Source organism: Pantoea sp. X-Soil-ISGK-275 (assembly GCF_059730795.1).
Window position 1 is genome coordinate 4021719 of the sequence record NZ_AP035976.1, and the last position, 26061, is coordinate 4047779.

18 protein-coding genes, 4 tRNA genes, 3 rRNA genes and 1 riboswitch are annotated in these 26061 nt (G+C 53.8%); of the genes, 5 read left to right on the forward strand and 20 right to left on the reverse strand.

All coding sequences use genetic code 11. The features are described 5' to 3' along the window. The first annotated feature begins 96 nt into the window (after positions 1–96). Positions 97–978: an HTH-type transcriptional activator IlvY gene (gene ilvY / locus AC6I8A_RS18720; protein ID WP_256697796.1), complete on the forward strand. Its 882-nt coding sequence runs from the start codon at positions 97–99 to the stop codon at positions 976–978. Here the strand turns inward: ilvY and ilvA are convergent, their stop codons facing one another. From ilvA to ilvL, 6 genes are all read right to left on the reverse strand, one after another. Continuing rightward, on the reverse strand, positions 979–2526 hold the full coding sequence (ilvA, locus tag AC6I8A_RS18725) for a threonine ammonia-lyase, biosynthetic (protein WP_497818895.1): 1548 nt from the start codon (positions 2524–2526) through the stop codon (positions 979–981). Between the two features lie 3 nt (positions 2527–2529). Beyond that, the gene (ilvD, locus tag AC6I8A_RS18730; protein ID WP_256697798.1) at positions 2530–4380 is read right to left on the reverse strand and encodes a dihydroxy-acid dehydratase; all 1851 of its coding nucleotides are present in this window, start codon (positions 4378–4380) and stop codon (positions 2530–2532) included. Positions 4381–4442: 62 nt separating this feature from the next. Further along, positions 4443–5372 carry a branched-chain amino acid transaminase gene (locus AC6I8A_RS18735; RefSeq protein ID WP_007888821.1) on the reverse strand — a complete coding sequence of 310 codons (930 nt, stop codon included), beginning with the start codon at positions 5370–5372 and terminating at the stop codon, positions 4443–4445. An 18-nt stretch (positions 5373–5390) separates the two neighbouring features. Then, the gene (gene ilvM, locus AC6I8A_RS18740; RefSeq protein WP_008106624.1) at positions 5391–5648 is read right to left on the reverse strand and encodes an acetolactate synthase 2 small subunit; all 258 of its coding nucleotides are present in this window, start codon (positions 5646–5648) and stop codon (positions 5391–5393) included. After that, positions 5645–7291, reverse strand: coding sequence for an acetolactate synthase 2 catalytic subunit (gene ilvG, locus AC6I8A_RS18745; protein ID WP_497818896.1), 1647 nt, complete (start codon positions 7289–7291; stop codon positions 5645–5647). Before ilvG ends, ilvM begins: the two co-directional genes overlap by 4 nt. A 149-nt stretch (positions 7292–7440) precedes the next feature. After that, the gene (ilvL, locus tag AC6I8A_RS18750; protein WP_071531048.1) at positions 7441–7539 is read right to left on the reverse strand and encodes an ilv operon leader peptide; all 99 of its coding nucleotides are present in this window, start codon (positions 7537–7539) and stop codon (positions 7441–7443) included. Between the two features lie 328 nt (positions 7540–7867). On the opposite strand from ilvL, the gene AC6I8A_RS18755 reads away from it, so the two are divergent. Continuing rightward, positions 7868–9388 (forward strand): YifB family Mg chelatase-like AAA ATPase, encoded by a 1521-nt coding sequence (locus AC6I8A_RS18755; RefSeq protein ID WP_479486359.1) that lies wholly within the window; start codon positions 7868–7870, stop codon positions 9386–9388. Between the two features lie 30 nt (positions 9389–9418). Here the strand turns inward: AC6I8A_RS18755 and AC6I8A_RS18760 are convergent, their stop codons facing one another. Next, positions 9419–9757, reverse strand: coding sequence for a MaoP family protein (locus AC6I8A_RS18760; protein ID WP_497818897.1), 339 nt, complete (start codon positions 9755–9757; stop codon positions 9419–9421). Between the two features lie 121 nt (positions 9758–9878). On the opposite strand from AC6I8A_RS18760, the gene hdfR reads away from it, so the two are divergent. Next, a complete protein-coding gene (gene hdfR, locus AC6I8A_RS18765) occupies positions 9879–10700 on the forward strand; it encodes an HTH-type transcriptional regulator HdfR (RefSeq protein WP_008106614.1) in 822 nt (273 codons plus the stop codon). Between the two features lie 105 nt (positions 10701–10805). Here the strand turns inward: hdfR and AC6I8A_RS18770 are convergent. From AC6I8A_RS18770 to btuB, 9 genes are all read right to left on the reverse strand, one after another. Continuing rightward, a tRNA-Trp gene (locus AC6I8A_RS18770) sits at positions 10806–10881 on the reverse strand. 8 nt (positions 10882–10889) lie between these two features. Then, positions 10890–10966 (reverse strand) — tRNA-Asp (locus AC6I8A_RS18775). 102 nt (positions 10967–11068) lie between these two features. Continuing rightward, a 5S ribosomal RNA gene (rrf, locus tag AC6I8A_RS18780) occupies positions 11069–11184 on the reverse strand. 106 nt (positions 11185–11290) lie between these two features. Beyond that, a 23S ribosomal RNA gene (locus AC6I8A_RS18785) occupies positions 11291–14196 on the reverse strand. A 201-nt stretch (positions 14197–14397) separates the two neighbouring features. Further along, a tRNA-Ala gene (locus tag AC6I8A_RS18790) sits at positions 14398–14473 on the reverse strand. A 116-nt stretch (positions 14474–14589) separates the two neighbouring features. Beyond that, a tRNA-Ile gene (locus tag AC6I8A_RS18795) sits at positions 14590–14666 on the reverse strand. A 73-nt stretch (positions 14667–14739) separates the two neighbouring features. Then, positions 14740–16279, reverse strand: a 16S ribosomal RNA gene (locus AC6I8A_RS18800). Together the 16S, 23S and 5S rRNA genes with 4 tRNA genes alongside form the textbook arrangement of a ribosomal RNA operon. Positions 16280–16675: 396 nt before the next feature. Next, positions 16676–17527, reverse strand: a complete 852-nt coding sequence (gene murI, locus AC6I8A_RS18805; RefSeq protein WP_497818898.1) for a glutamate racemase — start codon at positions 17525–17527, stop codon at positions 16676–16678. Further along, complete coding sequence (gene btuB, locus AC6I8A_RS18810; RefSeq protein ID WP_479490384.1) at positions 17472–19352, reverse strand: TonB-dependent vitamin B12 receptor BtuB; 1881 nt, start codon at positions 19350–19352, stop codon at positions 17472–17474. Before btuB ends, murI begins: the two co-directional genes overlap by 56 nt. A 69-nt stretch (positions 19353–19421) precedes the next feature. Beyond that, a riboswitch (cobalamin riboswitch) is annotated at positions 19422–19601 on the reverse strand. A 113-nt stretch (positions 19602–19714) separates the two neighbouring features. On the opposite strand from btuB, the gene trmA reads away from it, so the two are divergent. Then, positions 19715–20818, forward strand: coding sequence for a tRNA (uridine(54)-C5)-methyltransferase TrmA (gene trmA, locus AC6I8A_RS18815; protein WP_479490383.1), 1104 nt, complete (start codon positions 19715–19717; stop codon positions 20816–20818). A 43-nt stretch (positions 20819–20861) separates the two neighbouring features. On the opposite strand, the gene AC6I8A_RS18820 is transcribed toward trmA, so the two are convergent. Continuing rightward, complete coding sequence (locus AC6I8A_RS18820; RefSeq protein WP_293796705.1) at positions 20862–21215, reverse strand: YijD family membrane protein; 354 nt, start codon at positions 21213–21215, stop codon at positions 20862–20864. Between the two features lie 18 nt (positions 21216–21233). After that, a complete protein-coding gene (gene fabR, locus AC6I8A_RS18825; RefSeq protein ID WP_008109648.1) occupies positions 21234–21878 on the reverse strand; it encodes an HTH-type transcriptional repressor FabR in 645 nt (214 codons plus the stop codon). A 194-nt stretch (positions 21879–22072) separates the two neighbouring features. Here fabR and sthA point away from each other — a divergent pair, with 194 nt between their 5' ends. Then, positions 22073–23473 carry a Si-specific NAD(P)(+) transhydrogenase gene (gene sthA, locus AC6I8A_RS18830; protein ID WP_008109650.1) on the forward strand — a complete coding sequence of 467 codons (1401 nt, stop codon included), beginning with the start codon at positions 22073–22075 and terminating at the stop codon, positions 23471–23473. Here sthA and oxyR read toward each other — a convergent pair. Then, the gene (gene oxyR / locus AC6I8A_RS18835; protein ID WP_008109652.1) at positions 23456–24373 is read right to left on the reverse strand and encodes a DNA-binding transcriptional regulator OxyR; all 918 of its coding nucleotides are present in this window, start codon (positions 24371–24373) and stop codon (positions 23456–23458) included. The genes sthA and oxyR overlap by 18 nt on opposite strands. 286 nt (positions 24374–24659) lie before the next feature. Next, positions 24660–26033, reverse strand: coding sequence for an argininosuccinate lyase (gene argH / locus AC6I8A_RS18840; RefSeq protein ID WP_179453192.1), 1374 nt, complete (start codon positions 26031–26033; stop codon positions 24660–24662). Positions 26034–26061: the final 28 nt, after the last annotated feature.

Here is a 26061-nt window from a genome sequence, read left to right on the forward strand (position 1 = left end):
TGACCCCATCATATGACAGGAAATCCGTTGCTTAAATTGATATATTAGCAAGGTCACATTGCAAAATTTGCAACATAACCTTGAGGCGATACGCGCATGGATTTAAGAGACCTGAAACTCTTCCTTCATCTGGCTGAAAGCTGCCACTTTGGCCGCACCGCGCGTGCCATGCACGTCAGCCCTTCAACCCTATCGCGCCAGATTCAGCGCCTGGAAGAGGATGTCGGTCACACGCTGTTCCTGCGTGATAACCGCACCGTGACGCTGACCGAAGCCGGTGAGCGTTTGCGCCAGTTTGCGCAGCAGACGTTGCTGCACTATCAGCAACTGCGGCATGTGATGGATCTTAACGGCCCTTCACTGAGCGGCGAGCTGCGCCTGTTCTGCTCGGTGACCGCCGCTTACAGCCATTTGCCGCCGATTCTCGATCGCTTTCGCGCTGAACATCCGCAGGTAGAGATCAAACTTACTACCGGTGATGCCGCCGATGCGATTGAGATGGTGCAATCCGGTGACGCCGATCTCGCCATTGCCGGTCGCCCTGAATCGCTGCCGGCCAGCATAGATTTTACGCCACTGGGCCTGATTCCGCTGGTGCTGATCGCCCCGGCGCTGCCTTGTCCGGTACGCAATCAGGCAACGCAGGAGCAACCCGATTGGGCGCAGATTCCGTTTATCCTGCCGGAACAAGGACCTGCACGCCGTGGTATCGATTTATGGTTCCGCCGCCAGCGCATTCCCAATCCACAGATTTATGCCACGGTTTCTGGTCATGAGGCGATTGTGTCGATGGTAGCGCTGGGATGCGGTATTGCGCTGTTGCCGGATGTGGTGCTGGAGAACAGCCCAGAACCGGTGCGCAATCGCGTGTTAACGCTGGAGAATGTGGAGTCTGTCGCGCCGCTGGAACTCGGCGTTTGCGTACAAAAAAAGCGGCTCGGAGAGCCGCTTATCAATGCGTTCTGGCACCAGCTGTAGTTACTGCCCGGCGAGGAAGAAACGGAACGCCGGGTTGCTCGCTTCGTCATGCCATTCGTAACCCAACGCGGTGAGATGGGTTTCGAAATCCGGTTCATGATCGTTGGCTTCAAAGGCTGCCAGTACGCGGCCATAATCGGTGCCGTGGCTACGATAATGAAACAGCGAGATATTCCAGTGCGCGCCCAGCGTCTGCAGGAACTTCAGCAGCGCGCCCGGTGCTTCCGGGAATTCAAAGCTAAACAGACGTTCGCGCAGCGGCTTCGATGGACGTCCGCCCACCATGTAGCGCACGTGCAGCTTGGCCATTTCATCATCCGACAGATCCACCACGTTATAACCGGCTTCGCTCAACTGGCTGATGATCTCACTGCGCTCCTCCAGCCCGCGCGTTAAGCGCACACCGACGAAAATGCAGGCGTTATCCGCATCCGCGTAGCGATAGTTGAACTCGGTGATTGAGCGCCCGCCGATGGTCTGACAGAACTTGAGGAAACTGCCCTGCTGCTCTGGAATGGTGACCGCCAGCAGCGCTTCACGCTGTTCGCCCAGTTCGCAACGCTCGGAGACATAGCGCAAGCCGTGGAAGTTCACGTTGGCACCCGACAACACGTGCGCAAGGCGCTCGCCTTTGATGTCGTGCATCTGGATGTACTTCTTCATGCCCGCCAGCGCCAGCGCGCCTGAAGGTTCCGCCACGGCGCGCACATCTTCGAACAGATCTTTCACTGCTGCGCAAATCGCATCGCTATCCACCGTGATGATGTCATCAAGATACTCCTGACACAGGCGGAAGGTTTCGCTGCCGATGCGTTTGACCGCCACGCCTTCAGCAAACAAGCCCACGCGCGGCAAATCTACCGGCTCTCCGGCATCCAGCGCCGCCTTGAGACAGGCCGAATCTTCCGACTCCACGGCGATCACTTTGATCTGCGGCATCAGCTGCTTGATCAGCACCGCCACGCCCGCCGCCAGACCGCCACCGCCGACCGGCACGAAGACGCGATCGAGATGCGCATCCTGCTGCAGCAACTCCATCGCCAGCGTGCCCTGCCCGGCGATCACCGCCGGATGGTCAAACGGAGGTACGAAGGTGTAACCCTGCTGCTCCGCCAGCTCAATCGCTTTGGCTTTCGCCTCGTCGAAGTTGGCACCAAACAGATAAGCCTCACCGCCAAATGCGCGTACTGCATCAACCTTGATGTCTGCCGTGGCCAGCGGCATCACAATCAGTGATTTAATGCCAAGCGTGCTGGCCGAGAGTGCCACGCCCTGCGCATGGTTGCCGGCCGAAGCCGTCACCACGCCGCGCGCTTTTTGCTCTTCGTTCAGCCCGGCAATCATCGCGTAAGCCCCGCGCAGCTTGAAGCTGTGCACCGGCTGACGATCTTCACGCTTCACCAAAATGGTGTTGCCAAGACGCGATGAAATTTTTTCCATTTTTTGCAGCGGCGTCACCTGAGCAATTTCATACACCGGTGAACGCAGCACTGCGCGTAAATACTCCGCGCCGTTTGGCGTCGCGGAGAGCGGTTGAGACTCAGCCATGGGTTAGCCTCCCAGCTTAGACTTATCGCGCACCGCGCCTTTGTCAGCGCTGGTCGCCAGTGATGCATAGGCGCGCAGGGCAAAGGAGACTTCACGCACACGGCCGTGCGGGGTATAGGCCGCATCGCCACGCGCTAGCTCTTCTTCACGACGGGCGTGCAGTTCGTTATCCGGTACCGCCAGCTTGATGCCACGGTTCGGGATATCGATTTCAATCATGTCGCCATCTTTCACCAGCGCGATGGTGCCGCCGCTCGCCGCTTCCGGAGAGGCGTGACCAATCGACAAGCCCGACGTACCGCCAGAGAAGCGACCATCGGTGATCAGTGCGCAGCTTTTGCCGAGGCCCATGGATTTCAGATAGGTGGTCGGATAGAGCATTTCCTGCATGCCCGGCCCGCCTTTTGGTCCTTCGTAGCGGATTACTACGACATCGCCAGCCACCACTTTGCCGCCAAGAATTGCTTCAACCGCATCATCCTGGCTTTCGTATACTTTGGCCGGGCCTTTGAAGGTGAGGATCTCTTTGTCTACGCCCGCAGTTTTAACAATGCAGCCATCTTCCGCAATGTTGCCGTAGAGCACGGCTAAGCCGCCATCCTGCGAGTAAGCGTGTTCGCGAGTACGAATACAACCATCGGTACGATCGTCATCCAGCGTGTCCCAACGGCAATTCTGCGAGAACGCCTTGGTGGTACGAATACCAGCAGGACCAGCGCGGAACATATCCTTCACCGCCTGATCTTTGGTCAGCATGATGTCGTACTGATCCAGGGTTTCACGCATGCTCTGCTGCAAGATATTGCGCGCGCTGGTGTCGATTAAACCGGCGCGATCTAACTCACCGAGAATGGCGATAACGCCACCCGCACGGTGCACATCTTCCATGTGATATTTCGGCGTACTTGGCGCCACTTTACACAGCTGCGGCACTTTACGAGACAAGCGATCGATATCGGAGATGTTGAAGTCGATTTCGCCTTCCAGCGCCGCTGCCAGCAGGTGCAGAACGGTGTTGGTGGAACCGCCCATGGCGATATCCAGCGTCATCGCATTCTCGAACGCCGCTTTGGTGGCGATGTTACGCGGCAGCATGTTGACGTCATCCTGCTCGTAGTAGCGTTTGGTCAGGCTAACGATGCGCTTACCGGCATTGATGAACAGCTCTTTACGATCGGCGTGTGTGGCCAGCAGTGAACCGTTACCCGGCTGCGACAAGCCCAGCGCTTCGGTCAGACAGTTCATCGAGTTGGCGGTGAACATACCGGAACAGGAACCGCAGGTTGGACAAGCAGAACGTTCGATCTGATCGCTGTCGGCATCGCTGACGTTCGGGTTGGCGCCCTGAATCATCGCATCAACCAGATCCAGCTTGATGATTTGATCAGACAGTTTGGTTTTCCCGGCTTCCATCGGTCCGCCAGACACAAAGATCACCGGAATGTTGAGGCGCAGTGACGCCATCAGCATGCCTGGGGTGATTTTGTCGCAGTTGGAGATACAGACCATGGCATCGGCGCAGTGCGCGTTGACCATGTACTCCACTGAATCGGCAATCAGCTCGCGTGAAGGCAGTGAATACAGCATGCCGCCATGACCCATGGCGATACCGTCATCCACCGCAATGGTGTTGAACTCTTTGGCCACGCCGCCAGCTGCTTCGATTTCCTCAGCAACCAGTTTGCCAAGATCGCGCAGGTGCACGTGGCCCGGTACGAATTGGGTGAATGAGTTGACCACGGCGATAATCGGCTTACCGAAATCGTCGTCGGTCATTCCTGTCGCGCGCCACAAGGCACGGGCACCGGCCATGTTACGTCCATGGGTGGTGGTGGCGGAACGGTACTTAGGCATGCTCTATTTACTCCAGTAATAATCAGGTTGCGGGCGCCATCTGACGCCCGCAAAAAATCTCGTTATGCGTTAACCGGATCCAACCAGCCCCACTTGTCTTCCGTCTCGCCAGTGAACAGGCCAAAGAATGCCTTCTGGATACGACCGGTGACCGGACCACGTTTACCTTCGCCGACCTGAATGCCGTCGACGCTGCGCACCGGAGTGATCTCCGCTGCAGTACCTGACATGAAGACTTCGTCGGCCAGATACAGGGATTCGCGCGACAGAACCTGCTCACGCACTTCAATACCCATGTCTTGCGCCAGCTTGATGATGGCGTCACGGGTGATGCCCGGCAGCGCTGAAGAGGTGAACGGCGGCGTGAACAGAATGCCATCTTTCACTTCGAACAAGTTTTCGCCAGCACCTTCTGAAATATAGCCGTTGGTGTCGAGCGCGATACCTTCCTGATAGCCGTGGCGGCGCGCTTCGCTGCCTACCAGCAGAGAGGAGAGATAGTTACCACCCGCTTTCGCGGCGGTTGGCAAGGTGTTTGGTGCAACGCGGTTCCACGAAGAAACCATGGCGTCGATACCGTTTTCCAGCGCTTCAGCGCCCAGGTAAGCACCCCAAGGGAAGGCAGCGATGATTACATCGGTGGTGTAGCCATCTGGCGGGTTCACACCCAGACCCACGTCACCCACGAAGGCCAGCGGACGGATATAAGCGCTTTTCAATTTGTTCACGCGGATTACTTCGCGGCACGCTTCCATCAACTCATCAACGCTGGCTTTAATCGGGAAACGGTAAATTTTGGCGGATTCATGCAGACGCTTCATATGCTCACGGTGGCGGAACACCACTGGACCTTTGTGTGAGTCGTAGCAACGCACGCCTTCAAACACAGAAGTACCGTAGTGCAGGGCGTGAGACATAACGCTGACCTTGGCGTCTTCCCACTTAACCATCTCACCATTGAACCAAATAAAGTCTGCTTTCTTCGTACTCATTGCTTTTTCCTTTGGCGACTATGCGCGGATTTGTTGTGTTGTCTGTTGTTGGATCTCGACGCAAGCGACATCCATAAGTTTGCTTAACTGCGAAGACAGTAAATCGACTGAGCGTTGGCTGGCAACGGTCATTTCGATATTAATGTTCTCCGCATTGACCGCGGAGGCCATATTCATTGCACACACTTGGAAACCACGGTGACGCACGACACGCAAAATGCGCTCCAATATTTCAGGACGAAAGCGGGCTTCGATAGACAATTGATGCTGATTCATGCGGTTTTCTCCATCATGTTTGCGTTGCTGGCACCCGGTGGTACCAATGGCCAGACGTTTTCATGCTCATCTATCGAAACATGCAGGAAGTAAGGACCTTCACTGTTCAGCAGAGCATCGAGGGCGGCGTCGACCTGATCTTTACGGCTAATGCGCTGGCCTGGGATATCAAAGGCGCTGGCCAGCGTGAGGAAATCGGGGTTATCGGTCAGAATGGTTTCGCTGTAGCGACCATCAAAGAACAGTTGCTGCCACTGGCGCACCATGCCGAGGCGCTGGTTATCCAGTAGCAGAATCTTCACCGGCAATTTGCCGCGCTTGATGGTGCCCAGCTCCTGAATGTTCATCATGATAGAGCCATCACCAGATACGCAGATAACCGAATCTTTTGGACGTGCAACCTGCGCACCAATCGCCGCCGGCAAACCAAAGCCCATGGTGCCGAGACCGCTGGAGGTGATGAAGTTTTCTGGCGCGGTGAAACGCATGTGCTGTGCGGCCCACATCTGATGCTGGCCGACGTCGGTGGTGACCACGGCGCTATCCGCTTTACGATCGGACAACTGCTTCAGCAACAACGGCGCGTAGATTGCTTCGCCTGGGTGATCGTAACGCCAGTCAAACTCTGTTTTCATCGCGCTGACTTCTTGCCGCCAGCCATCAATGTGCATTGGCATGCTCAGTGCGGGCAGCACCTGATTCATATCGCCCTGCAGTGAAACGTGCGCGCGGCGCAGTTTGTTCAGCTCGGCAGGATCGATATCGATATGGATGACGCTGGCATGCGGGGCGAAGGTATCCAGCTTGCCAGTAACGCGATCGTCAAAACGCGCGCCAACCGCAATCAGCAAATCACAGGATTGTACCGCGAGGTTAGCCGCTTTGGTGCCATGCATGCCCAGCATGCCCAGATAGAGATCGCTGCTGGCATCCGCGCTGCCGAGACCTTTTAGGGTGGAAACCATCGGGATACCGGTCTCCAGCGCCATGGCACGTAAGGCAGGAACCGCCTGCGCCATGCCAACGCCGCCACCGATATACAGCATCGGCTTATGCGACTGCGCCATCAATTCACGCGCCTCCGCAATGTGCTGCGCTGAATGGCTGACTTGTTCCTCAACCGGCAGCAGATGTGGCGTCAGTTCGCCGTTGGCGATTTGAATGTCTTTTGGGATATCAACCAGAACCGGGCCGGGACGACCCGATTGCGCAATGGCAAAAGCTTCTGCCATCACTGAAGGTAAATCATCAAGCGATTCAACGAGGAAACTGTGTTTGGTGCAGGCTAAGGATAAACCGAGAACGTCAATTTCCTGGAAGGCGTCGGTGCCGATAAAGGCCGATGAGACCTGGCCAGTGATCGCCACAACCGGGATTGAATCCATCATCGCATCCGCCAGACCGGTGATCAGGTTGGTGGCGCCCGGGCCCGAAGTGGCGATACAGACGCCAGTCTTGCCGGTTGCGCGGGCATAACCGATGGCCGCCATCACCGCACCCTGCTCATGACGGCACAGTAGGTGTTCCACGCCGCCATCGTAGAGCGCATCGTACACTGGCATGATTGCGCCGCCAGGATAGCCAAACACTGTATCGACACCCTGCGCGCGTAAAGCCTGAACTACCCACTGTGCACCTGTCATGGTTATTCTCCTGTATTCCTAGGGGAACAACAGAATTTTATGCTACTGCTCATAATCTGTTCCTCGCTAATTTGCTGATATTTAACCTGGTTAAAAAAAAACCCCCGGACCTTTCGGTGCGGGGGTTTTTGGAATTCCAGACTTGATTTTTAAGCCTTTCTTTCTCCAAGCGATGCCCCGCACGGTGGGATAATAATCACCACCACGCTAATCACGACTAGGCTAATCACTTGTAGAAGGGCTTTCATGTGTTGTTTGTTTTTTCGATTGTTCGAAGTAATACCTACAGAGTTATCATAGTTAGCACGTCATTGACAATAATTTTCATTGGGAATTTTTATGACGGCGCTGGCGGTTGTGCGTTATCACATTGTAAGTAATAGGTTATTTACATTTGTGATAAATATTCATAACGCCCGCGTCGTTATTTTCATTTGCGGTTTACGAACAGGCTCTGATTTTCAGTGAAACCACTGCAATAATCAGGGAATGTCAGGAATCTGGTTCTGATGTTGAGCAGTTAGCCATTGTTCATCCACCTGGCTGCTCTCAAGATAAAGACAACAAGGAGCGGTTATGTCTTTATCGAAAGTATTAACACGAGCTGCGCTGGGAGTTCAGGCTCCGCTGGTGACGGTGGAAGTACACATCAGCAATGGCTTGCCGGCCCTGACGCTAGTTGGGCTGCCTGAAACCACGGTAAAAGAAGCGCGGGAACGGGTGCGTAGCGCGATTATCAATAGCGGATTCACCTTCCCGGCGAAACGCGTCACCATCAATCTGGCACCTGCCGATCTGCCAAAAGAAGGCGGACGCTATGATCTTCCCATCGCTATCGCCATTCTGGCAGCCTCTGAGCAGCTGCCAGACGCAAAACTAGGGCAATATGAATTCCTGGGGGAGTTAGCGCTTAACGGCGCGCTCTGTGGCGTTCAGGCCGCTATTCCGGCGGCGATGGCGGCGCTGCAAGCGGGCAGACAAATGGTGTTAGCTGAACAGAATCAACAGGATGTCGGGTTGATTCAACAAGGCGAGACGCTGGTTGGCAAACATCTGGTAGAAATCTGTGCGTTTCTGCATAACAAAACTACCCTCACCGTCGCGCATTATCACCCAGAAACGCTTGAACAGGAAAAGCAAGACCTCAGCGATATCATCGGTCAGGATCAAGGACGACGTGCACTGGAGATAACCGCAGCTGGCGGGCATAACCTGTTACTGATTGGACCGCCGGGCACCGGCAAGACGATGTTGGCAACGCGTCTGCCCGGTATCATGCCGCCATTAGACGACCAGGAAGCGCTGGAGTGCGCTGCTATCGCCAGTCTGGTAAGCAGTGGCAATCTCCATCATCAGTGGCGCAAACGGCCGTTCAGAGCGCCTCACCATAGTGCATCACTCTATGCGCTGGTTGGTGGCGGTTCCTTGCCGCGGCCAGGGGAAATATCATTGGCACACAACGGTGTGTTATTTCTCGATGAACTGCCCGAGTTTGAGCGCAGAACGCTGGATGCGTTGCGCGAGCCGATTGAATCCGGGGAAATCTCAATATCGCGCACACGCGCTAAAGTGACTTATCCCGCCCGCTTTCAATTGATTGGCGCAATGAATCCTAGCCCGACCGGGCATTATCAGGGCAATCATAATCGCTCATCACCTCAGCAGGTGTTGCGCTATCTCAATCGCCTATCAGGACCTTTTCTCGATCGCTTTGATTTATCGTTAGAAGTTCCACTTCTTCCGAGCGGATCGCTGAGTAAGAAACAACAAGTCAGTGAAAGCAGCGCTGAAGTTTTAACTCGCGTCCTTGCCGCGCGACAGATTCAAACAGCGCGCAGCGGAAAAGTGAATGCTCATCTCTCAAACCCGGAGATTTTACGTTGGTGTCCATTGACGCAGCTGGATGCGGAATGGCTGGAAGAGGTGTTAAATTCGTTGGGGCTTTCAGTACGTGCCTGGCAGCGGATTTTAAAGGTGGCGAGGACAATCGCTGATTTAGCAGGTGAAGTGCAGATTACCCGGGGTCATTTGCAGGAAGCAGTGGGATATCGCAGCATCGACCGCTTAATGATCTATCTGCACAAAACTCTGGAATAAAAAACGGGGCTTATATAAGCCCCGCTATTCTTAATCATCGCTATCGCTAAAATCTTCCACCGTGTCCATCTGCGGCTTGCCGCCAGATAGCGTGTGGAAACGCTTAGGTCGTTTGATACGTGCGGTATATTTCGACCATACACGTTCAGCTTCCGTTTGCGGCTCACGAATACCACGACATACTTCTAAAAATGAACGCTCTTCTTCTGTAATGGGTTCACGCTTAGCGAGATCCAGTTCATTAAAGGCGTAACCGTGGCGCTCCAGAAGCTGAGCTTCTTTAATGGTGAAATCACCATGACGCGAAAAACCACGTGGGTAATGTTTGTTATCAAAGAAACGATTTGTTGTTGCGAAGCTATCCGCCATTTTACACGCTCCTGACTCTCATATGGCCGTGCTATTTATGGCGCGGAGTATTAGATAGGCTTGACAGAGTGTAAAACAAAACATTTAAATCAGTACGACAAACAATTTTTGGGAGAATGCAGTGGATACGGAATTACTGAAAACTTTCCTCGAAGTGAGCAGAACACGCCATTTCGGGCGTGCTGCTGAAGCGCTTTACCTCACGCAATCTGCCGTTAGTTTTCGCATTCGTCAGCTGGAAAACCAGCTGGGCGTAAATCTTTTTACTCGTCACCGTAATAACATCCGGCTGACTTCAGCGGGCGAGCGTTTATTACCCTATGCCGAAAGCTTGATGAGTACCTGGCTGATGGCCAAAAAGGAAGTTTCACATACACAGCAGCATCATGAGCTTTCGATAGGAGGTAGCGCATCCCTTTGGGAAGCGTATTTAACTCCTTGGTTGCAAACACTTTATGAGAATCGCGAAAGCCTCCATCTTGAGGCACGCATCGCCCAACGACATTTGCTGGTCAAGCAGTTGCATGAACGTCAGTTGGACCTATTGATCACGACCGAAGCACCAAAAATGGATGAGTTAACCAGCCAGCAAATAGGTCATATTTCTCTCGCATTATTCCGGGCGCGCAAAACTGAGAAGCGTGAAAAATATGACTATATCAAGCTGGAATGGGGCGCAGATTTTCATCAGCATGAAAGTTATCTGTCCAGTGATGATGTCCCTGTATTAACTACGACATCGGCACATTTAACGCGCGAATTACTGCATACCACCGGTGCATGTGCATTTTTACCTGATTTTTGGCACGGCATTTATAGTGATTTGATGGTTATTCCAGATACACCCGTCGCCGTGCGACCGTTATATGCGGTGTGGCTGCAGAATAGCGATCAGCAAAGTCACATTCGTCAGCTGCTTAAATATCCGGTTTTGACACAATAAGATAATAAATGAGGCAGTTTGAGTGGATCACAGTGAAACTCAAACTCATTTCACTGCCAAATTTTGGACAAAAAAAATCCTTTGCCGAAGCAAAGGATTATTTTCTGGCAGGGGCGGAGGGACTCGAACCCCCAACACCCGGTTTTGGAGACCGGTGCTCTACCAATTGAACTACGCCCCTAATTAGGGTGGCGGAACGGACGGGGCTCGAACCCGCGACCCCCTGCGTGACAGGCAGGTATTCTAACCAACTGAACTACCGCTCCACCGATTCTGTACTGATATCAGACAATCGTTCTGATTTCAGGTGTTTCGCCCTTTCCGCGTCACCGGGAAGGTCACGACCCGATAACGGGTCTTAATTTGATGTCTGGCAGTTCCCTACTCTCGCATGGGGAGACCCCACACTACCATCGGCGCTACGGCGTTTCACTTCTGAGTTCGGCATGGGGTCAGGTGGGACCACCGCGCTAAAGCCGCCAGGCAAATTCTTTGCGCAAAAACGAATAACATCCGCTTCCGCTAAATCTTTAATCCGTAAAACAAGCTGAAAATACCGGTCTCTCAGACCAAAACGCCTCTGGCGTTGTAAGGTTAAGCCTCACGGGTCATTAGTACCGGTTAGCTCAACGCATCGCTGCGCTTACACATCCGGCCTATCAACGTCGTAGTCTTCAACGTCCCTTCAGGACTCTCAAGGAGTCAGGGAGAACTCATCTCGGGGCAAGTTTCGTGCTTAGATGCTTTCAGCACTTATCTTTTCCGCACTTAGCTACCGGGCAGTGCCATTGGCATGACAACCCGAACACCAGTGGTGCGTTCACTCCGGTCCTCTCGTACTAGGAGCAACCCCCCTCAATTCTCCAGCGCCCACGGCAGATAGGGACCGAACTGTCTCACGACGTTCTAAACCCAGCTCGCGTACCACTTTAAACGGCGAACAGCCGTACCCTTGGGACCTACTTCAGCCCCAGGATGTGATGAGCCGACATCGAGGTGCCAAACACCGCCGTCGATATGAACTCTTGGGCGGTATCAGCCTGTTATCCCCGGAGTACCTTTTATCCGTTGAGCGATGGCCCTTCCATTCAGAACCACCGGATCACTATGACCTGCTTTCGCACCTGCTCGAGCCGTCACTCTCGCAGTCAAGCTGGCTTATGCCATTGCACTAACCTCCTGATGTCCGACCAGGATTAGCCAACCTTCGTGCTCCTCCGTTACTCTTTGGGAGGAGACCGCCCCAGTCAAACTACCCACCAGACACTGTCCGCAGCCCGGATTACGGGCCTACGTTAGAACATCAAACATTAAAGGGTGGTATTTCAAGGTTGGCTCCACGCAGACTGGCGTCCACGCTTCAAAGCCTCCCACCTATCCTACACATCAAGGCTCAATGTTCAGTGTCAAGCTATAGTAAAGGTTCACGGGGTCTTTCCGTCTTGCCGCGGGTACACTGCATCTTCACAGCGATTTCAATTTCACTGAGTCTCGGGTGGAGACAGCCTGGCCATCATTACGCCATTCGTGCAGGTCGGAACTTACCCGACAAGGAATTTCGCTACCTTAGGACCGTTATAGTTACGGCCGCCGTTTACCGGGGCTTCGATCAAGAGCTTCTCCTTGCGGATAACCCCATCAATTAACCTTCCGGCACCGGGCAGGCGTCACACCGTATACGTCCACTTTCGTGTTTGCACAGTGCTGTGTTTTTAATAAACAGTTGCAGCCAGCTGGTATCTTCGACTGGCTTCAGCTCCGGGAGCAAGTCCCTTCACCTACGCGCCAGCGTGCCTTCTCCCGAAGTTACGGCACCATTTTGCCTAGTTCCTTCACCCGAGTTCTCTCAAGCGCCTTGGTATTCTCTACCTGACCACCTGTGTCGGTTTGGGGTACGATTTCGTGTTACCTGGAGCTTAGAGGCTTTTCCTGGAAGCAGGGCATCAGTTACTTCACCACCGTAGTGGCTCGTCGTCACGCCTCAGCCTTAAGATATCCCGGATTTACCAAAGATATCAGCCTACACGCTTAAACCGGGACAACCGTCGCCCGGATAACCTAGCCTTCTCCGTCCCCCCTTCGCAGTAACACCAAGTGCAGGAATATTAACCTGCTTCCCATCGACTACGCTTTTCAGCCTCGCCTTAGGGGTCGACTCACCCTGCTCCGATTAACGTTGAACAGGAACCCTTGGTCTTCCGGCGAGCGGGCTTTTCACCCGCTTTATCGTTACTTATGTCAGCATTCGCACTTCTGATACCTCCAGCAACCCTCACAGGCCACCTTCAACGGCTTACAGAACGCTCCCCTACCCAACAACACATAGTGTCGCTGCCGCAGCTTCGGTGCATGGTTTAGCCCCGTTACATCTTCCGCGCAGGCCGACTCGACCAGTGAGCTATTACGCTTTCTTTAAATGATGGCTGCTTCTAAGCCAACATCCTGGCTGTCTGTGCCTTCCCACATCGTTTCCCACTTAACCATGACTTTGGGACCTTAGCTGGCGGTCTGGGTTGTTTCCCTCTTCACGACGGACGTTAGCACCCGCCGTGTGTCTCCCGTGATAACATTCTTCGGTATTCGCAGTTTGCATCGGGTTGGTAAGCCGGGATGGCCCCCTAGCCGAAACAGTGCTCTACCCCCGAAGATGAGTTCACGAGGCGCTACCTAAATAGCTTTCGGGGAGAACCAGCTATCTCCCGGTTTGATTGGCCTTTCACCCCCAGCCACAAGTCATCCGCTAATTTTTCAACATTAGTCGGTTCGGTCCTCCAGTTAGTGTTACCCAACCTTCAACCTGCCCATGGCTAGATCACCGGGTTTCGGGTCTATACCCTGCAACTTAACGCCCAGTTAAGACTCGGTTTCCCTGCGGCTCCCCTATACGGTTAACCTTGCTACAGAATATAAGTCGCTGACCCATTATACAAAAGGTACGCAGTCACCCCATTAAAGAGGCTCCCACTGCTTGTACGTACACGGTTTCAGGTTCTGTTTCACTCCCCTCGCCGGGGTTCTTTTCGCCTTTCCCTCACGGTACTGGTTCACTATCGGTCAGTCAGGAGTATTTAGCCTTGGAGGATGGTCCCCCCATATTCAGACAGGATACCACGTGTCCCGCCCTACTCTTCGAACTCACAGTATGTGCACTTTCGTGTACGGGGCTATCACCCGGTATCGCGCGACTTTCCAGACGCTTCCACTAACGCACAAACTGATTCAGGTTCTGGGCTGTTCCCCGTTCGCTCGCCGCTACTGGGGGAATCTCGGTTGATTTCTTTTCCTCTGGGTACTTAGATGTTTCAGTTCCCCAGGTTCGCCTCGCAACACTATGTATTCATGTTGCGATGATGCACTGAGTGCACCGGGTTTCCCCATTCGGACATCGTCGGCTGTAGCGGTTCATATCACCTTACCGACGCTTTACGCAGATTAGCACGTCCTTCATCGCCTCTGACTGCCAGGGCATCCACCGTGTACGCTTAGTCGCTTAACCTCACAACCCACAGGCGTTTTGCAACGCTGCGGACTGCAGGCATTGAGAGACTCGAACATGTTGTTATTCATTTCTTATTACGGAGAAATGAACCAACACGTCGTTTCAATTTTCAGCTTGTTCCGGATTGTTAAAGAGCAATAACTTCGCAATGTACCCGAGGATACATTCTGAAGTTAGTTATCAACGTGGGGTCGTTGATGGTGGAGCTAAGCGGGATCGAACCGCTGACCTCCTGCGTGCAAGGCAGGCGCTCTCCCAGCTGAGCTATAGCCCCATAGAGTTTTGCAAAACGCGTGCTTACCAGGAGAATTCTTTCAGGTTCAAGGCGTGTCGATACGAAGCATACTCAAGTATGCGAGCTATCGGCACAACGCGGAAACTGTAAGAATTTGGTAGGCCTGAGTGGACTTGAACCACCGACCTCACCCTTATCAGGGGTGCGCTCTAACCACCTGAGCTACAAGCCTGCAGGCGTTTTACGCTCTTCTTTAATTTCATCAGACAATCTGTGTGAGCACTGCGCGGGAAGGTATCTTCAGGTAAGGAGGTGATCCAACCGCAGGTTCCCCTACGGTTACCTTGTTACGACTTCACCCCAGTCATGAATCACAAAGTGGTAAGCGCCCTCCCGAAGGTTAAGCTACCTACTTCTTTTGCAACCCACTCCCATGGTGTGACGGGCGGTGTGTACAAGGCCCGGGAACGTATTCACCGTAGCATTCTGATCTACGATTACTAGCGATTCCGACTTCACGGAGTCGAGTTGCAGACTCCGATCCGGACTACGACGCACTTTATGAGGTCCGCTTGCTCTCGCGAGGTCGCTTCTCTTTGTATGCGCCATTGTAGCACGTGTGTAGCCCTACTCGTAAGGGCCATGATGACTTGACGTCATCCCCACCTTCCTCCAGTTTATCACTGGCAGTCTCCTTTGAGTTCCCGGCCGAACCGCTGGCAACAAAGGATAAGGGTTGCGCTCGTTGCGGGACTTAACCCAACATTTCACAACACGAGCTGACGACAGCCATGCAGCACCTGTCTCACGGTTCCCGAAGGCACTAAAGCATCTCTGCTAAATTCCGTGGATGTCAAGAGTAGGTAAGGTTCTTCGCGTTGCATCGAATTAAACCACATGCTCCACCGCTTGTGCGGGCCCCCGTCAATTCATTTGAGTTTTAACCTTGCGGCCGTACTCCCCAGGCGGTCGACTTAACGCGTTAGCTCCGGAAGCCACTCCTCAAGGGAACAACCTCCAAGTCGACATCGTTTACGGCGTGGACTACCAGGGTATCTAATCCTGTTTGCTCCCCACGCTTTCGCACCTGAGCGTCAGTCTTTGTCCAGGGGGCCGCCTTCGCCACCGGTATTCCTCCAGATCTCTACGCATTTCACCGCTACACCTGGAATTCTACCCCCCTCTACAAGACTCTAGCCTGCCAGTTTCGAATGCAGTTCCCAGGTTAAGCCCGGGGATTTCACATCCGACTTGACAGACCGCCTGCGTGCGCTTTACGCCCAGTAATTCCGATTAACGCTTGCACCCTCCGTATTACCGCGGCTGCTGGCACGGAGTTAGCCGGTGCTTCTTCTGCGGGTAACGTCAATCGGTGAAGTTATTAACTCCACCGCCTTCCTCCCCGCTGAAAGTACTTTACAACCCGAAGGCCTTCTTCATACACGCGGCATGGCTGCATCAGGCTTGCGCCCATTGTGCAATATTCCCCACTGCTGCCTCCCGTAGGAGTCTGGACCGTGTCTCAGTTCCAGTGTGGCTGGTCATCCTCTCAGACCAGCTAGGGATCGTCGCCTAGGTGAGCCATTACCCCACCTACTAGCTAATCCCATCTGGGCACATCCGATGGTGTGAGGCCCGAAGGTCCCCCACTTTGGTCTTGCGACGTTATGCGGTATTAGCTACCGTTTCCAGTAGTTATCCCCCTCCATCGGGCAGTTTCCCAGACATTACTCACCCGTCCGCCACTCGTCACCCGAGAGCAAGCTCTCTGTGCTACCGTTCGACTTGCATGTGTTAGGCCTGCCGCCAGCGTTCAATCTGAGCCATGATCAAACTCTTCAATTTAAGTTTGATTTGCTGAAACACGTTCAGCGGTGCTCATCTGTAAAACGTCATAATGAATTTCATTATGTGTTCACTCGTGAGGCTTTGATATTTTGTTGCGTCCGGAGACGCTGATATCAATCCTGCGAGTGCCCACACAGATTGTCTGATAAATTGTTAAAGAGCATGCCGCGACTTCTCTAGCGGCGCGGGATGCATATATTACGCTTTCCGCATTCTCAGTCAAGCATTTATTTTTGCTTTTCTGAAGGTTGCCTTGAAGACCACCTCCTGAACACATCGCTTCGTAAGCCGTTGTTCCGTGTCAGTGGAGGCGCAGTATAGGGATTTCTTCGGGGCTGACAAGTGCTAATTTCAAATTAATTTTCGAGTGCTGATTTTTTCGTCGAAACGCCACTAAACTGCTAATTTTTCCAGCAACGGGAAGCCATAACGCTGCAAAATCGATGACAATTTCGTCACTTCATCATCCATACGCGTACAGAACGCTAAATTCTGCCCGGACGAAACCGCCTGCGGTGCTTCATGCTCTAATAACCAAACGGTACGTCGCGCGATAGCCGCGCCCGAATCCACCAACCTCGTCCCTTCCGGCAGTACCAGTTGCAGCTCATCACGTAATAAAGGGAAATGCGTACAGCCGAGAACCACGGTATCGGGCGGCTCTTTCATACGTAGCCAGGGTTGCACAGCGCGGCGCACATCGGCCAGTTCAACATCTTCGCCATGCAGCTTGGCTTCCGCCAGTTCCACCAGCTCAGCAGAACCGAGCATTTCGATTTTGCAGTCCCGGGCAAATTGCGCCACCAACTCATGCGTATAAGGACGCTTCACCGTGCCACGCGTGGCCAGTAATCCCACCACGCCGTTACGCGTCAGACGCGCAGCAGGTTTAATCGCAGGCACCACACCCACAACCGGGAATTCGAAGCGCTCACGCAGAGCCGGCAAAGAGATGGTACTGGCCGAGTTACAGGCGATAATCACCAGCGCAAGCGGAAAACGCTGAGTGATAGCCGTCACCACCGCCACTACACGCTCGACAATAAAGTCTTCGGATTTTTCGCCGTACGGGAAACCTTCATTATCGAAGGCGTAAAGATAGTGAAGATCCGGCAGTAAATGCCGGACCTCATCATAGACAGACAGCCCACCGACGCCGGAGTCAAACACCAGCACGGTGGGTTGTAGATCAGAAGCTGTAGCTGGCGCTGAGGTAATACTCCGTTCCTGGAGTTGGATAGCCATACACTGTCTCGTAATCTTTATCGAACAGGTTGGCAATTCTACCACGAACGGTGAGCTGTGATGTGACCGGATACGAAACTGCCAGATCCCACAAACTCACGCCGCCTAATTTTACGCGTTCAGCGGTATAAGAGTGGTTGTAATCGGTATCGAAACGATCGCCGAGATAGTGATAAGTCACAGACCAGTCGAAGTCATACACCGTCCAGTCGAGTTGATACTTCACCTGCTGCTTCGCACGGCGCACCAATTGCTGATTGGTCTCAGCATCACGCGCATCGACATAATCGTAAGAAATCTGATGGCTAAGCGGGCCGGTATCGAACGATGCCGTAGCCTCAACACCTTTAATACGTACTTTGTCGATGTTGTAGTAGATGAAAGTGCTTGGATCGCTATCAATCAGATTTTCGATGTCATTGCGATAACCCGACACGCGCCAACTGACCGGCCCGGTTAAACCTTCAAAGCCACCTTCCCACTGTTTACTCTCTTCCGGTTTCAAATCGCTGTTGCCGTAAGAACCATACAGCTGACCAAGACGCGGCGCTTTATAGGCGGTCGCATAGTTAGCGAAGACGCTGTAGCCGTCAACAAACTCCCAGGATGCGCCACCCTGCCAGGTGCTGTGCCAGCCAAACTGACTGTTGTCATCACCACGCAGCGCACCTTCAAGTGTTACATCGCCAAACTTTTGCTGCGCAGTGGCGTAAATGCCGGTATCGCGCAGTTCAGTGCTATGGGTGACATAAGCGGTGCCCGGCTCGGTAGTCTGTTTCTGCCAGTCTACGCCGCCGCTGACGGTGCCTTGCCCAACCTGGAAGGTATTGCCCCATTGCAGGTTATATTGCTTACTGTCATCCAGTGTGGTCGCCGGACCATAACGGCCAGTGCGTGTATCATAGTTGTAATCTTTGCTGCGGCTGTAGCTGGCAATCAGCTGAGTGGAATAGATGTCATGGTTGTAGCGCAGGCCGGTATCCCAAGTCTGGCTATATAGCTGACGAGTGTCGTTTAATCCGGTGATATTGAAACTGCTGTCATAACTGTAAGTGCCGTCATAGGCCGTACGGTTATCAAAACCGTAACCGCGGAAGAAGCCACTCAGCTCGTCGCTAAATTGATGTTCCAGCGATCCATACAGCGACTTGCTCATGAAACCATCGCGGTCTTTTTGTGCCGGATCGCCATACACATCAGGTAAGTTGGCCACCACATCGTAGCCTCGGGTGTAGGTGTAATTACCGGCCATGGTCAGCCTGGTGGCATCACCCAACTGTTGCTGCGTTGAACCTTCATAACTCTGATAACCGTTCGAACCCACACCAGCGGTCAACGTTGTGCCTGGTTTATCGCGGCCAGTAATAATGTTGATGACTCCACCAATCGCATCCGAACCATACACCGCCGAACGCGCGCCACGCACATATTCGATGCGTTGCACCAGCGAAAGCGGAATCTGGCTGAGATCGGATGAACCGGAAACGCCGGCCTGATTGAGACGAATACCGTCAATCAGCACCAGAACATGACTGGAATTGGTGCCTCGAATAAACAGCGAACTGCTCTGACCCATACCACCATTCTGCGCGATATCCACGCCCGGCAAACGGCGCATCACATCGCTCAGGGTTTTTGACTGCCAGCGATCAATATCTCCACGTGTCACCACGGAAGTTGGCGCCAGCACCGACGAGACCGGCTGTGCGAAGCGGTTCGCGGTAACGATTTGCGTATCATCATTCTGCTGCGCGTAGCCAAATTGCGCCCAGAGAGACAACGCCGTTGCACTGAAGGCAAACAGCGAAGCATGTGTTTTTTTCATTGTTATAGCATCCAAAAGACGAAGCAGGATGCCGCACGACTACAACCAATAGCTCGCGATGGTCGTATGTATTGCGACGTTACACCGGCAGGTCTTCGGGCTGAGAATCATAAATGGTGAAAAACTTCCCATCCGGCAGGACAGTGTTTATCAGTGCCATCACCACGACATTCTTTACCGCTGCGCGTCAGCTCCAGATTCACACTGGATTCCCTTTTAACTCAAGGAGGCCGGCAGGCGCAGTCTACGGCCAGGAAGGCCGGAAATCCAGACTTCCAGCCATCTTGTTTTCCGCAGGGCTGGACATCAGCAGTTGAATGCCTACAATCGCCCGGCAAGCCAGCTTATTACCAGGATTAAAGATGACACCCGAACAGCTCCCGATTGAACAATACGACGCGCAACTGGCGGAAAAAGTCAGCCGCTTACAGGCGATGATGGTGCCCTTTGCTGCGCCCGACGTGGAGGTGTTCCGTTCGCCGGTCAGCCACTATCGGATGCGTGCCGAATTCCGCATCTGGCACGACGGTGACGATCTCTACCACATCATCTTTGATCAACAGACCAAGCAACGTATCCGCGTCGATCAATTCCCGGCGGCCAGTGAATTGATCAACCAGCTGATGCCAAAACTGATCGCGACGATCCGCGACAACCGCGCGCTGCGTTTTAAGCTATTCCAGATCGATTACCTGTCGACGATGAGCAACCAGATCGTCATCTCGCTGCTCTATCACCGCAAGCTGGAAGAGGAGTGGACCGCCGCCGCCAGCGCCCTGCGTGATAGCCTGCGTGCCGAAGGCTTTGACGTGCAGCTGATTGGCCGCGCCACCAAAACCAAAATCTGCCTCGATCGCGATTACGTTGATGAACGTCTGCCGGTTGCCGGTAAAGAGATGATTTATCGTCAGGTGGAGAACAGCTTCACCCAGCCAAACGCGGCGATGAATATTCAGATGCTGGAGTGGGCGCTGGACGTGACGCAGGATTCGCGTGGCGATCTGCTGGAACTCTATTGCGGTAACGGCAACTTCTCGCTGGCGCTGGCGCGTAACTTCCGCCGCGTGCTGGCCACCGAGATTGCCAAGCCGTCAGTCGCGTCCGCGCAATACAACATTGCCGCCAACCAGATTGATAACGTGCAGATTATTCGTATGGCCGCCGAAGAGTTTACTCAGGCGATGACGGGCGTACGCAGCTTCAATCGTTTAGAAGGCATCGACCTGAAGAGCTATCAGTGCGAAACCATTTTTGTCGATCCGCCGCGCAGCGGGCTGGATGAGGAAACCGTGAAGATGGTGCAGGCGTATCCGCGCATCCTTTATATCTCCTGCAACCCGCAAACCCTGTGCGACAACCTCGCGGTGCTGGGAGAAACGCATGATGTCACGCGTCTGGCGCTGTTCGATCAGTTCCCGTATACCCATCATATGGAATGCGGCGTGCTGCTGACGCGCAAGGCCTGATGAATCGGTCGCCATGAATGGCGACCCTACAGCAGTCGAAGCCTTAGTTACGGTTTTTACGGCGGAAACGCATACCAATCCAGAACACTAGCGCCACCATCAGAATGGTTGGGATGAAGTTGGAGCCGATATCCGGATATTCAGCCCGCACCAGCGCGCTATAAACCAAAATACCCAGCAGAAAGAACGCCGCCGCCAGTGAAGGCATGCCGTCTGGCATATTGCGGTTGAGATAACGCTGATGCAGACACCAGGCCGCGAGGCCAAGCGCGATCAGCGGGAATATCGAAAAGGGAACAAACGTGCTGAACAGCACCGAAAAGGAGCCGTTGATCGCTAAACCGGTGATAAAAGCCAACAAAAGCGTTCCTTTATCGCGAGGGTTTTGCTGAACCATTTCATTATCCTTATCACATTACTCTTCGGGTTTTTCCAGGGTAACTGCCAGGCGCTCTTGCTCCCGGCGATACCAGTAATAAGCGCCTTTGGCGATCATGCGCAGCTGCAGCACTAATCGATCCTCCAGCTTGCGACGCTGCTCAATATCAACATCCAGCGCTTCGGCACCCGCGCTAAACACAATCGTCACCATCGCTTCGGCCTGCGCTTCGGTGAAGCTGCGCGGCATGCGATTTTCCAGCTCAAGGTAATCGGCCAGTTCGGCGATGAAGTGCTGAATCTCTCGGGCAACGGCGGCACGAAATGCTGCCGAGGTTCCGGAGCGCTCGCGTAGTAAGAGCCGAAAAGCGTTGGGATTGTTCCCGATGAACTCCATAAAAGTTGCCACCGAGGTTTTGATGATGCTGCCGCCCTTGGCAATACGCTGGCGCGCCTGACGCATTAACTGGCGCAGCATCAAGCCGCTTTCGTCCACCATGGTCAAGCCCAGCTCGTCGACATCGCGGAAGTGACGATAAAATGAGGTCGGCGCAATCCCCGCTTCGCGTGCAACTTCGCGCAAACTCAGGCTGGCAAAACTCCTTTCTGCACTTAACTGACTGAAGGCAGCTTCAATCAGTGAACGTCGTGTACGTTCTTTTTGTAGCGCTCTGACGCCCATTTTCCCGGCCTTTTAGGTGATTTGGCAGGCACTATAACAAACTTTTCAGCGTACAGCGGTGCAAACTTTGTGAACGCCTGTGAACCTCACGCTTTGTCAAACTTCAGCAATTTACGCTGTTAGAATTCAGATGTGCGCGGCGAGATGTTAGAATCTCGTTGTAAAAATGTGATAAAAAAATAGGACGTACTGGTATGCAAAAGTCTTACGATTACGATGCCATTGTGATTGGCTCCGGTCCGGGCGGCGAAGGTGCGGCGATGGGGCTGGTGAAGCAGGGAGCGCGTATTGCAGTGATCGAACGCTACCACAACATCGGCGGCGGTTGTACTCACTGGGGAACCATCCCTTCCAAAGCCTTGCGTCACGCTGTCAGCCGTATCATCGAGTTCAATCAAAACCCACTTTACAGCGATCACACTCGACTCCTGCGCTCCTCATTCGCCGACATTCTCAACCACACCGAGAACGTGATCAGTCAGCAAACCGCGATGCGTCAGGGTTTCTACGAGCGCAACCGCTGTGAACTTTATCAGGGCGATGCCCGATTTGTTGATGCCAACACTATCGAAGTGGAACAACCAGACGGCACCCGCGAGCGCTTAACCGCCGAGAAATTCGTTATTGCCTGCGGTTCTCGTCCGTATCATCCAGCGGATGTCGATTTTACCCATCCACGCGTTTACGATTCCGACTCCATCCTCAACCTGCACCATGAACCTGGCCACGTCATCATTTACGGCGCCGGCGTGATTGGCTGTGAATATGCCTCGATTTTCCGCGGCCTGAACGTCAAGGTTGACCTGATTAACACCCGCGACCGTCTGCTGGCGTTCCTCGATCAGGAGATGTCAGATTCCCTCTCCTATCACTTCTGGAACAGCGGCGTGGTGATTCGTCACAACGAAGAGTTCGAGAAAATTGAAGGCGTTGATGACGGGGTGATTATTCACCTTAAATCGGGCAAAAAAGTGAAAGCCGATTGCCTGTTGTACGCGAATGGTCGAACCGGTAATACCGATTCACTGGCGCTGGAAAACGTAGGACTGGAAGCGGATGGTCGTGGCCTGTTGAAAGTGAACAGCATGTATCAAACCGCGCTGCCGCATATTTACGCGGTCGGTGACGTGATTGGTTATCCAAGCCTGGCCTCTGCTGCTTACGATCAGGGCCGCATCGCCGCGCAGGCGATCATCAAAGGTGAAGCCACCGCGCATCTGATCGAGGATATTCCAACCGGGATTTACACCATTCCGGAGATCAGCTCCGTGGGTAAAACCGAACAGCAGCTGACGGCGATGAAAGTGCCGTATGAAGTGGGTCGTGCACAGTTTAAACATCTGGCGCGTGCGCAGATTGTGGGTATGCACGTCGGCAGCCTGAAGATTCTGTTCCACCGCGAAACCAAAGAGATTTTAGGGATTCACTGCTTTGGCGAGCGTGCTGCGGAGATCATTCACATCGGCCAGGCCATCATGGAACAGAAGAACGGCGGCAACACGATTGAGTACTTCGTGAATACCACCTTCAACTATCCCACCATGGCCGAAGCCTATCGTGTGGCAGCGTTAAACGGCTTAAACCGCCTGTTTTAACGAGGTATCCAGATAACCCTTCATGTGGGTTTTGATTGCTTCTGCCAACTGCTCATAGCGGCTGCGCAGAGGCGATCCTGGACGATAGACCAACGCGATGGTGCGCTGTGGAACAGGCTTGTAGCACGGCAAATAGCAGACGCCATCACGTTCGCGTTCATTCGGTACGGACAGCGCAGGCAGCAAGGTAATACCGCTTCCGGCGGCAACCATGTTGCGCAGCGTTTCTAAACTGGTGGCGCGGAAATGCGTATCTTCATCGGCACCGGCTTCGAAGCAGAAGCCCATCGCCTGATCGCGCAGGCAGTGCCCATCTTCCAGCATCAGTAATTTCTCACCGGCCAGATCCGACATTGGCACGCGATCGCGATCGCGCCACGGATGATCGGCATACACCGCCAGCGTCATTGGCTCATCAAACAGTGGCACCTCAATAAAGGCTTCACTCTCTTTCACCAACGCCACGATGGCGCAATCCAGCTTGCCGCTGTCGAGCTGTGCCAACAGTTGCTGCGTCTGCGCTTCGTGCAGGTACATTTCGAGTTTGGGGAAGGTTTTGTGCAGCATCGGGATGATGTGCGGCAGCAGATACGGCCCGGTGGTTGGAATCAAACCAATGTGCAGCGGTCCAGACATCGCTTCGCCCTGTTGGCTCGCCATCTCCTTCAGTACTTTCACTTCGCGCAGCACGGTTCGCGCTTGGTCCACCAGCAACAGTCCAGCCTGAGTAAACAACACCTTACGGCTGGTACGCTCCAGCAGCATCACACCAAGTTCATCTTCCAGCTTACGAATCTGTCCACTTAAGGTGGGTTGGCTGACATGACATGCGTCAGCTGCGCGCCGGAAATGGCGATGCTCCGCAAGTGAAACCAGGTATTCGAGATCACGAATATTCATTGAAATCCTCCAAACCACGATAGCCCGTGGCGATAGATAGAATAGCAATGAACGATTGGCCCTATCAAGCCGTGTGCGGGAATAATGCGCGCATCAACATGATGTGGAGCAGAACCTGCAAACTGCTTAAAACAAATCACTGTGCTGGCCGGGAGTGGCCTGCCCTTGATGATGTGCCTATAACAAAATGTAATTCCGAAGCTAGAGGTTGGCGGGCTACCGAAGAGGTGCCCGCTTTTTTTGCGTTGGATTTATTGGTCGCCATGAATGGCGACCCATCAAGGCATTAACCTAAACGCTTCTGCGCTTCGCCGATGGCAAACGCCACTTGTTGCGGTGACACGCCGCCCTGCGCATTACGCTTATCGAGACAGGATTGCAGCGACAGGATCGGATACACGTCATCCTCAATCACCGCACTGAACTGCTGCAACTGCGCCAGAGTGAGCGCTTCCAGCGCCACGCCTTGCTTGATCGCTTCCACCACGGTTTCACCGACAATGTGGTGCGCTTCGCGGAACGGAACGCCTTTTGCCACCAGATAATCGGCCAGCTCGGTCGAATTAGCGTAGCCCTGCTCAGCGGCTTCCTGGCAACGCGGACGTTTTACCTGAATGCCGTCCAGCACCAGCACCGACATATGCAGGCAATCGAGCCAGGTATCAAGCGCATCGAACAGCCCTTCTTTGTCTTCCTGCATATCTTTGTTATACGCCAGCGGCAGACCTTTCAGCGTCATCATCATGCCGGTCAATGCGCCCTGCACACGGCCACATTTGCCACGGATCAGCTCCAGCGCATCCGGGTTTTTCTTCTGCGGCATCAGCGAAGAGCCGGAAGTGACTTTATCAGACAGCTCAAGGAAGCCCGCTTCACCAGTGTTGAAGAAGATCAGGTCTTCGGCAAAGCGTGACAGATGCACCATACCAATCGAGGCGTCTGACAGCAGCTCCAGCACGTGATCGCGATCGGAAACGGTATCGAGGCTGTTACGCGTGGCAGAAGCAAAACCTAACCAGCCGGCCAGCTGCTGACGATCGATCTCGTAAGCGGTACCGGCCAGCGCGCCGCAGCCCAGCGGACTGACATCCATACGCTTCAGTGCATCCTGCAAACGGCTCTCGTCACGCGCCAGCATCTCAACGTACGCCAGGCACCAATGTGCGAAAGTCACCGGCTGCGCACGCTGCAGGTGCGTATAACCCGGCATCACCGCGTCCTGATTGGCTTCTGCCGTAGCGACCAGCGCCGATTGCAGTTCGCGCGTCGCCTCCAGCAGCACGGCAACCTGCTCTTTGCACCACAGTTTCAGATCGGTCGCGACCTGATCGTTACGGCTACGTCCGGTGTGCAATTTCTTGCCCAGCGCGCCGACTTTATCGATCAGCTTGCCTTCCACCCAGCTGTGAATATCTTCCGCATCGCTTTGCAGAATCTGCTCAGGATTGGCGCGTACCTCGGCCAGCAGTTCATTCAACGCGCTTTCCAGCTGTTGCTGCTCTTCATTGGTCAGCACGTTGACCGTCACCAGCGCTTTTGACCAGGCAATCGAGCCGGTAATGTCCTGCTCGGCCAGGCGATAGTCAAAACGCAGCGAGTCGTTGAACTGTTTGAACCGTTGGTCTGCTGCCTGCGAAAAACGTCCGCCCCAAAGTGCCATCTGAATTACTCCTGAATCCGTTATAGAA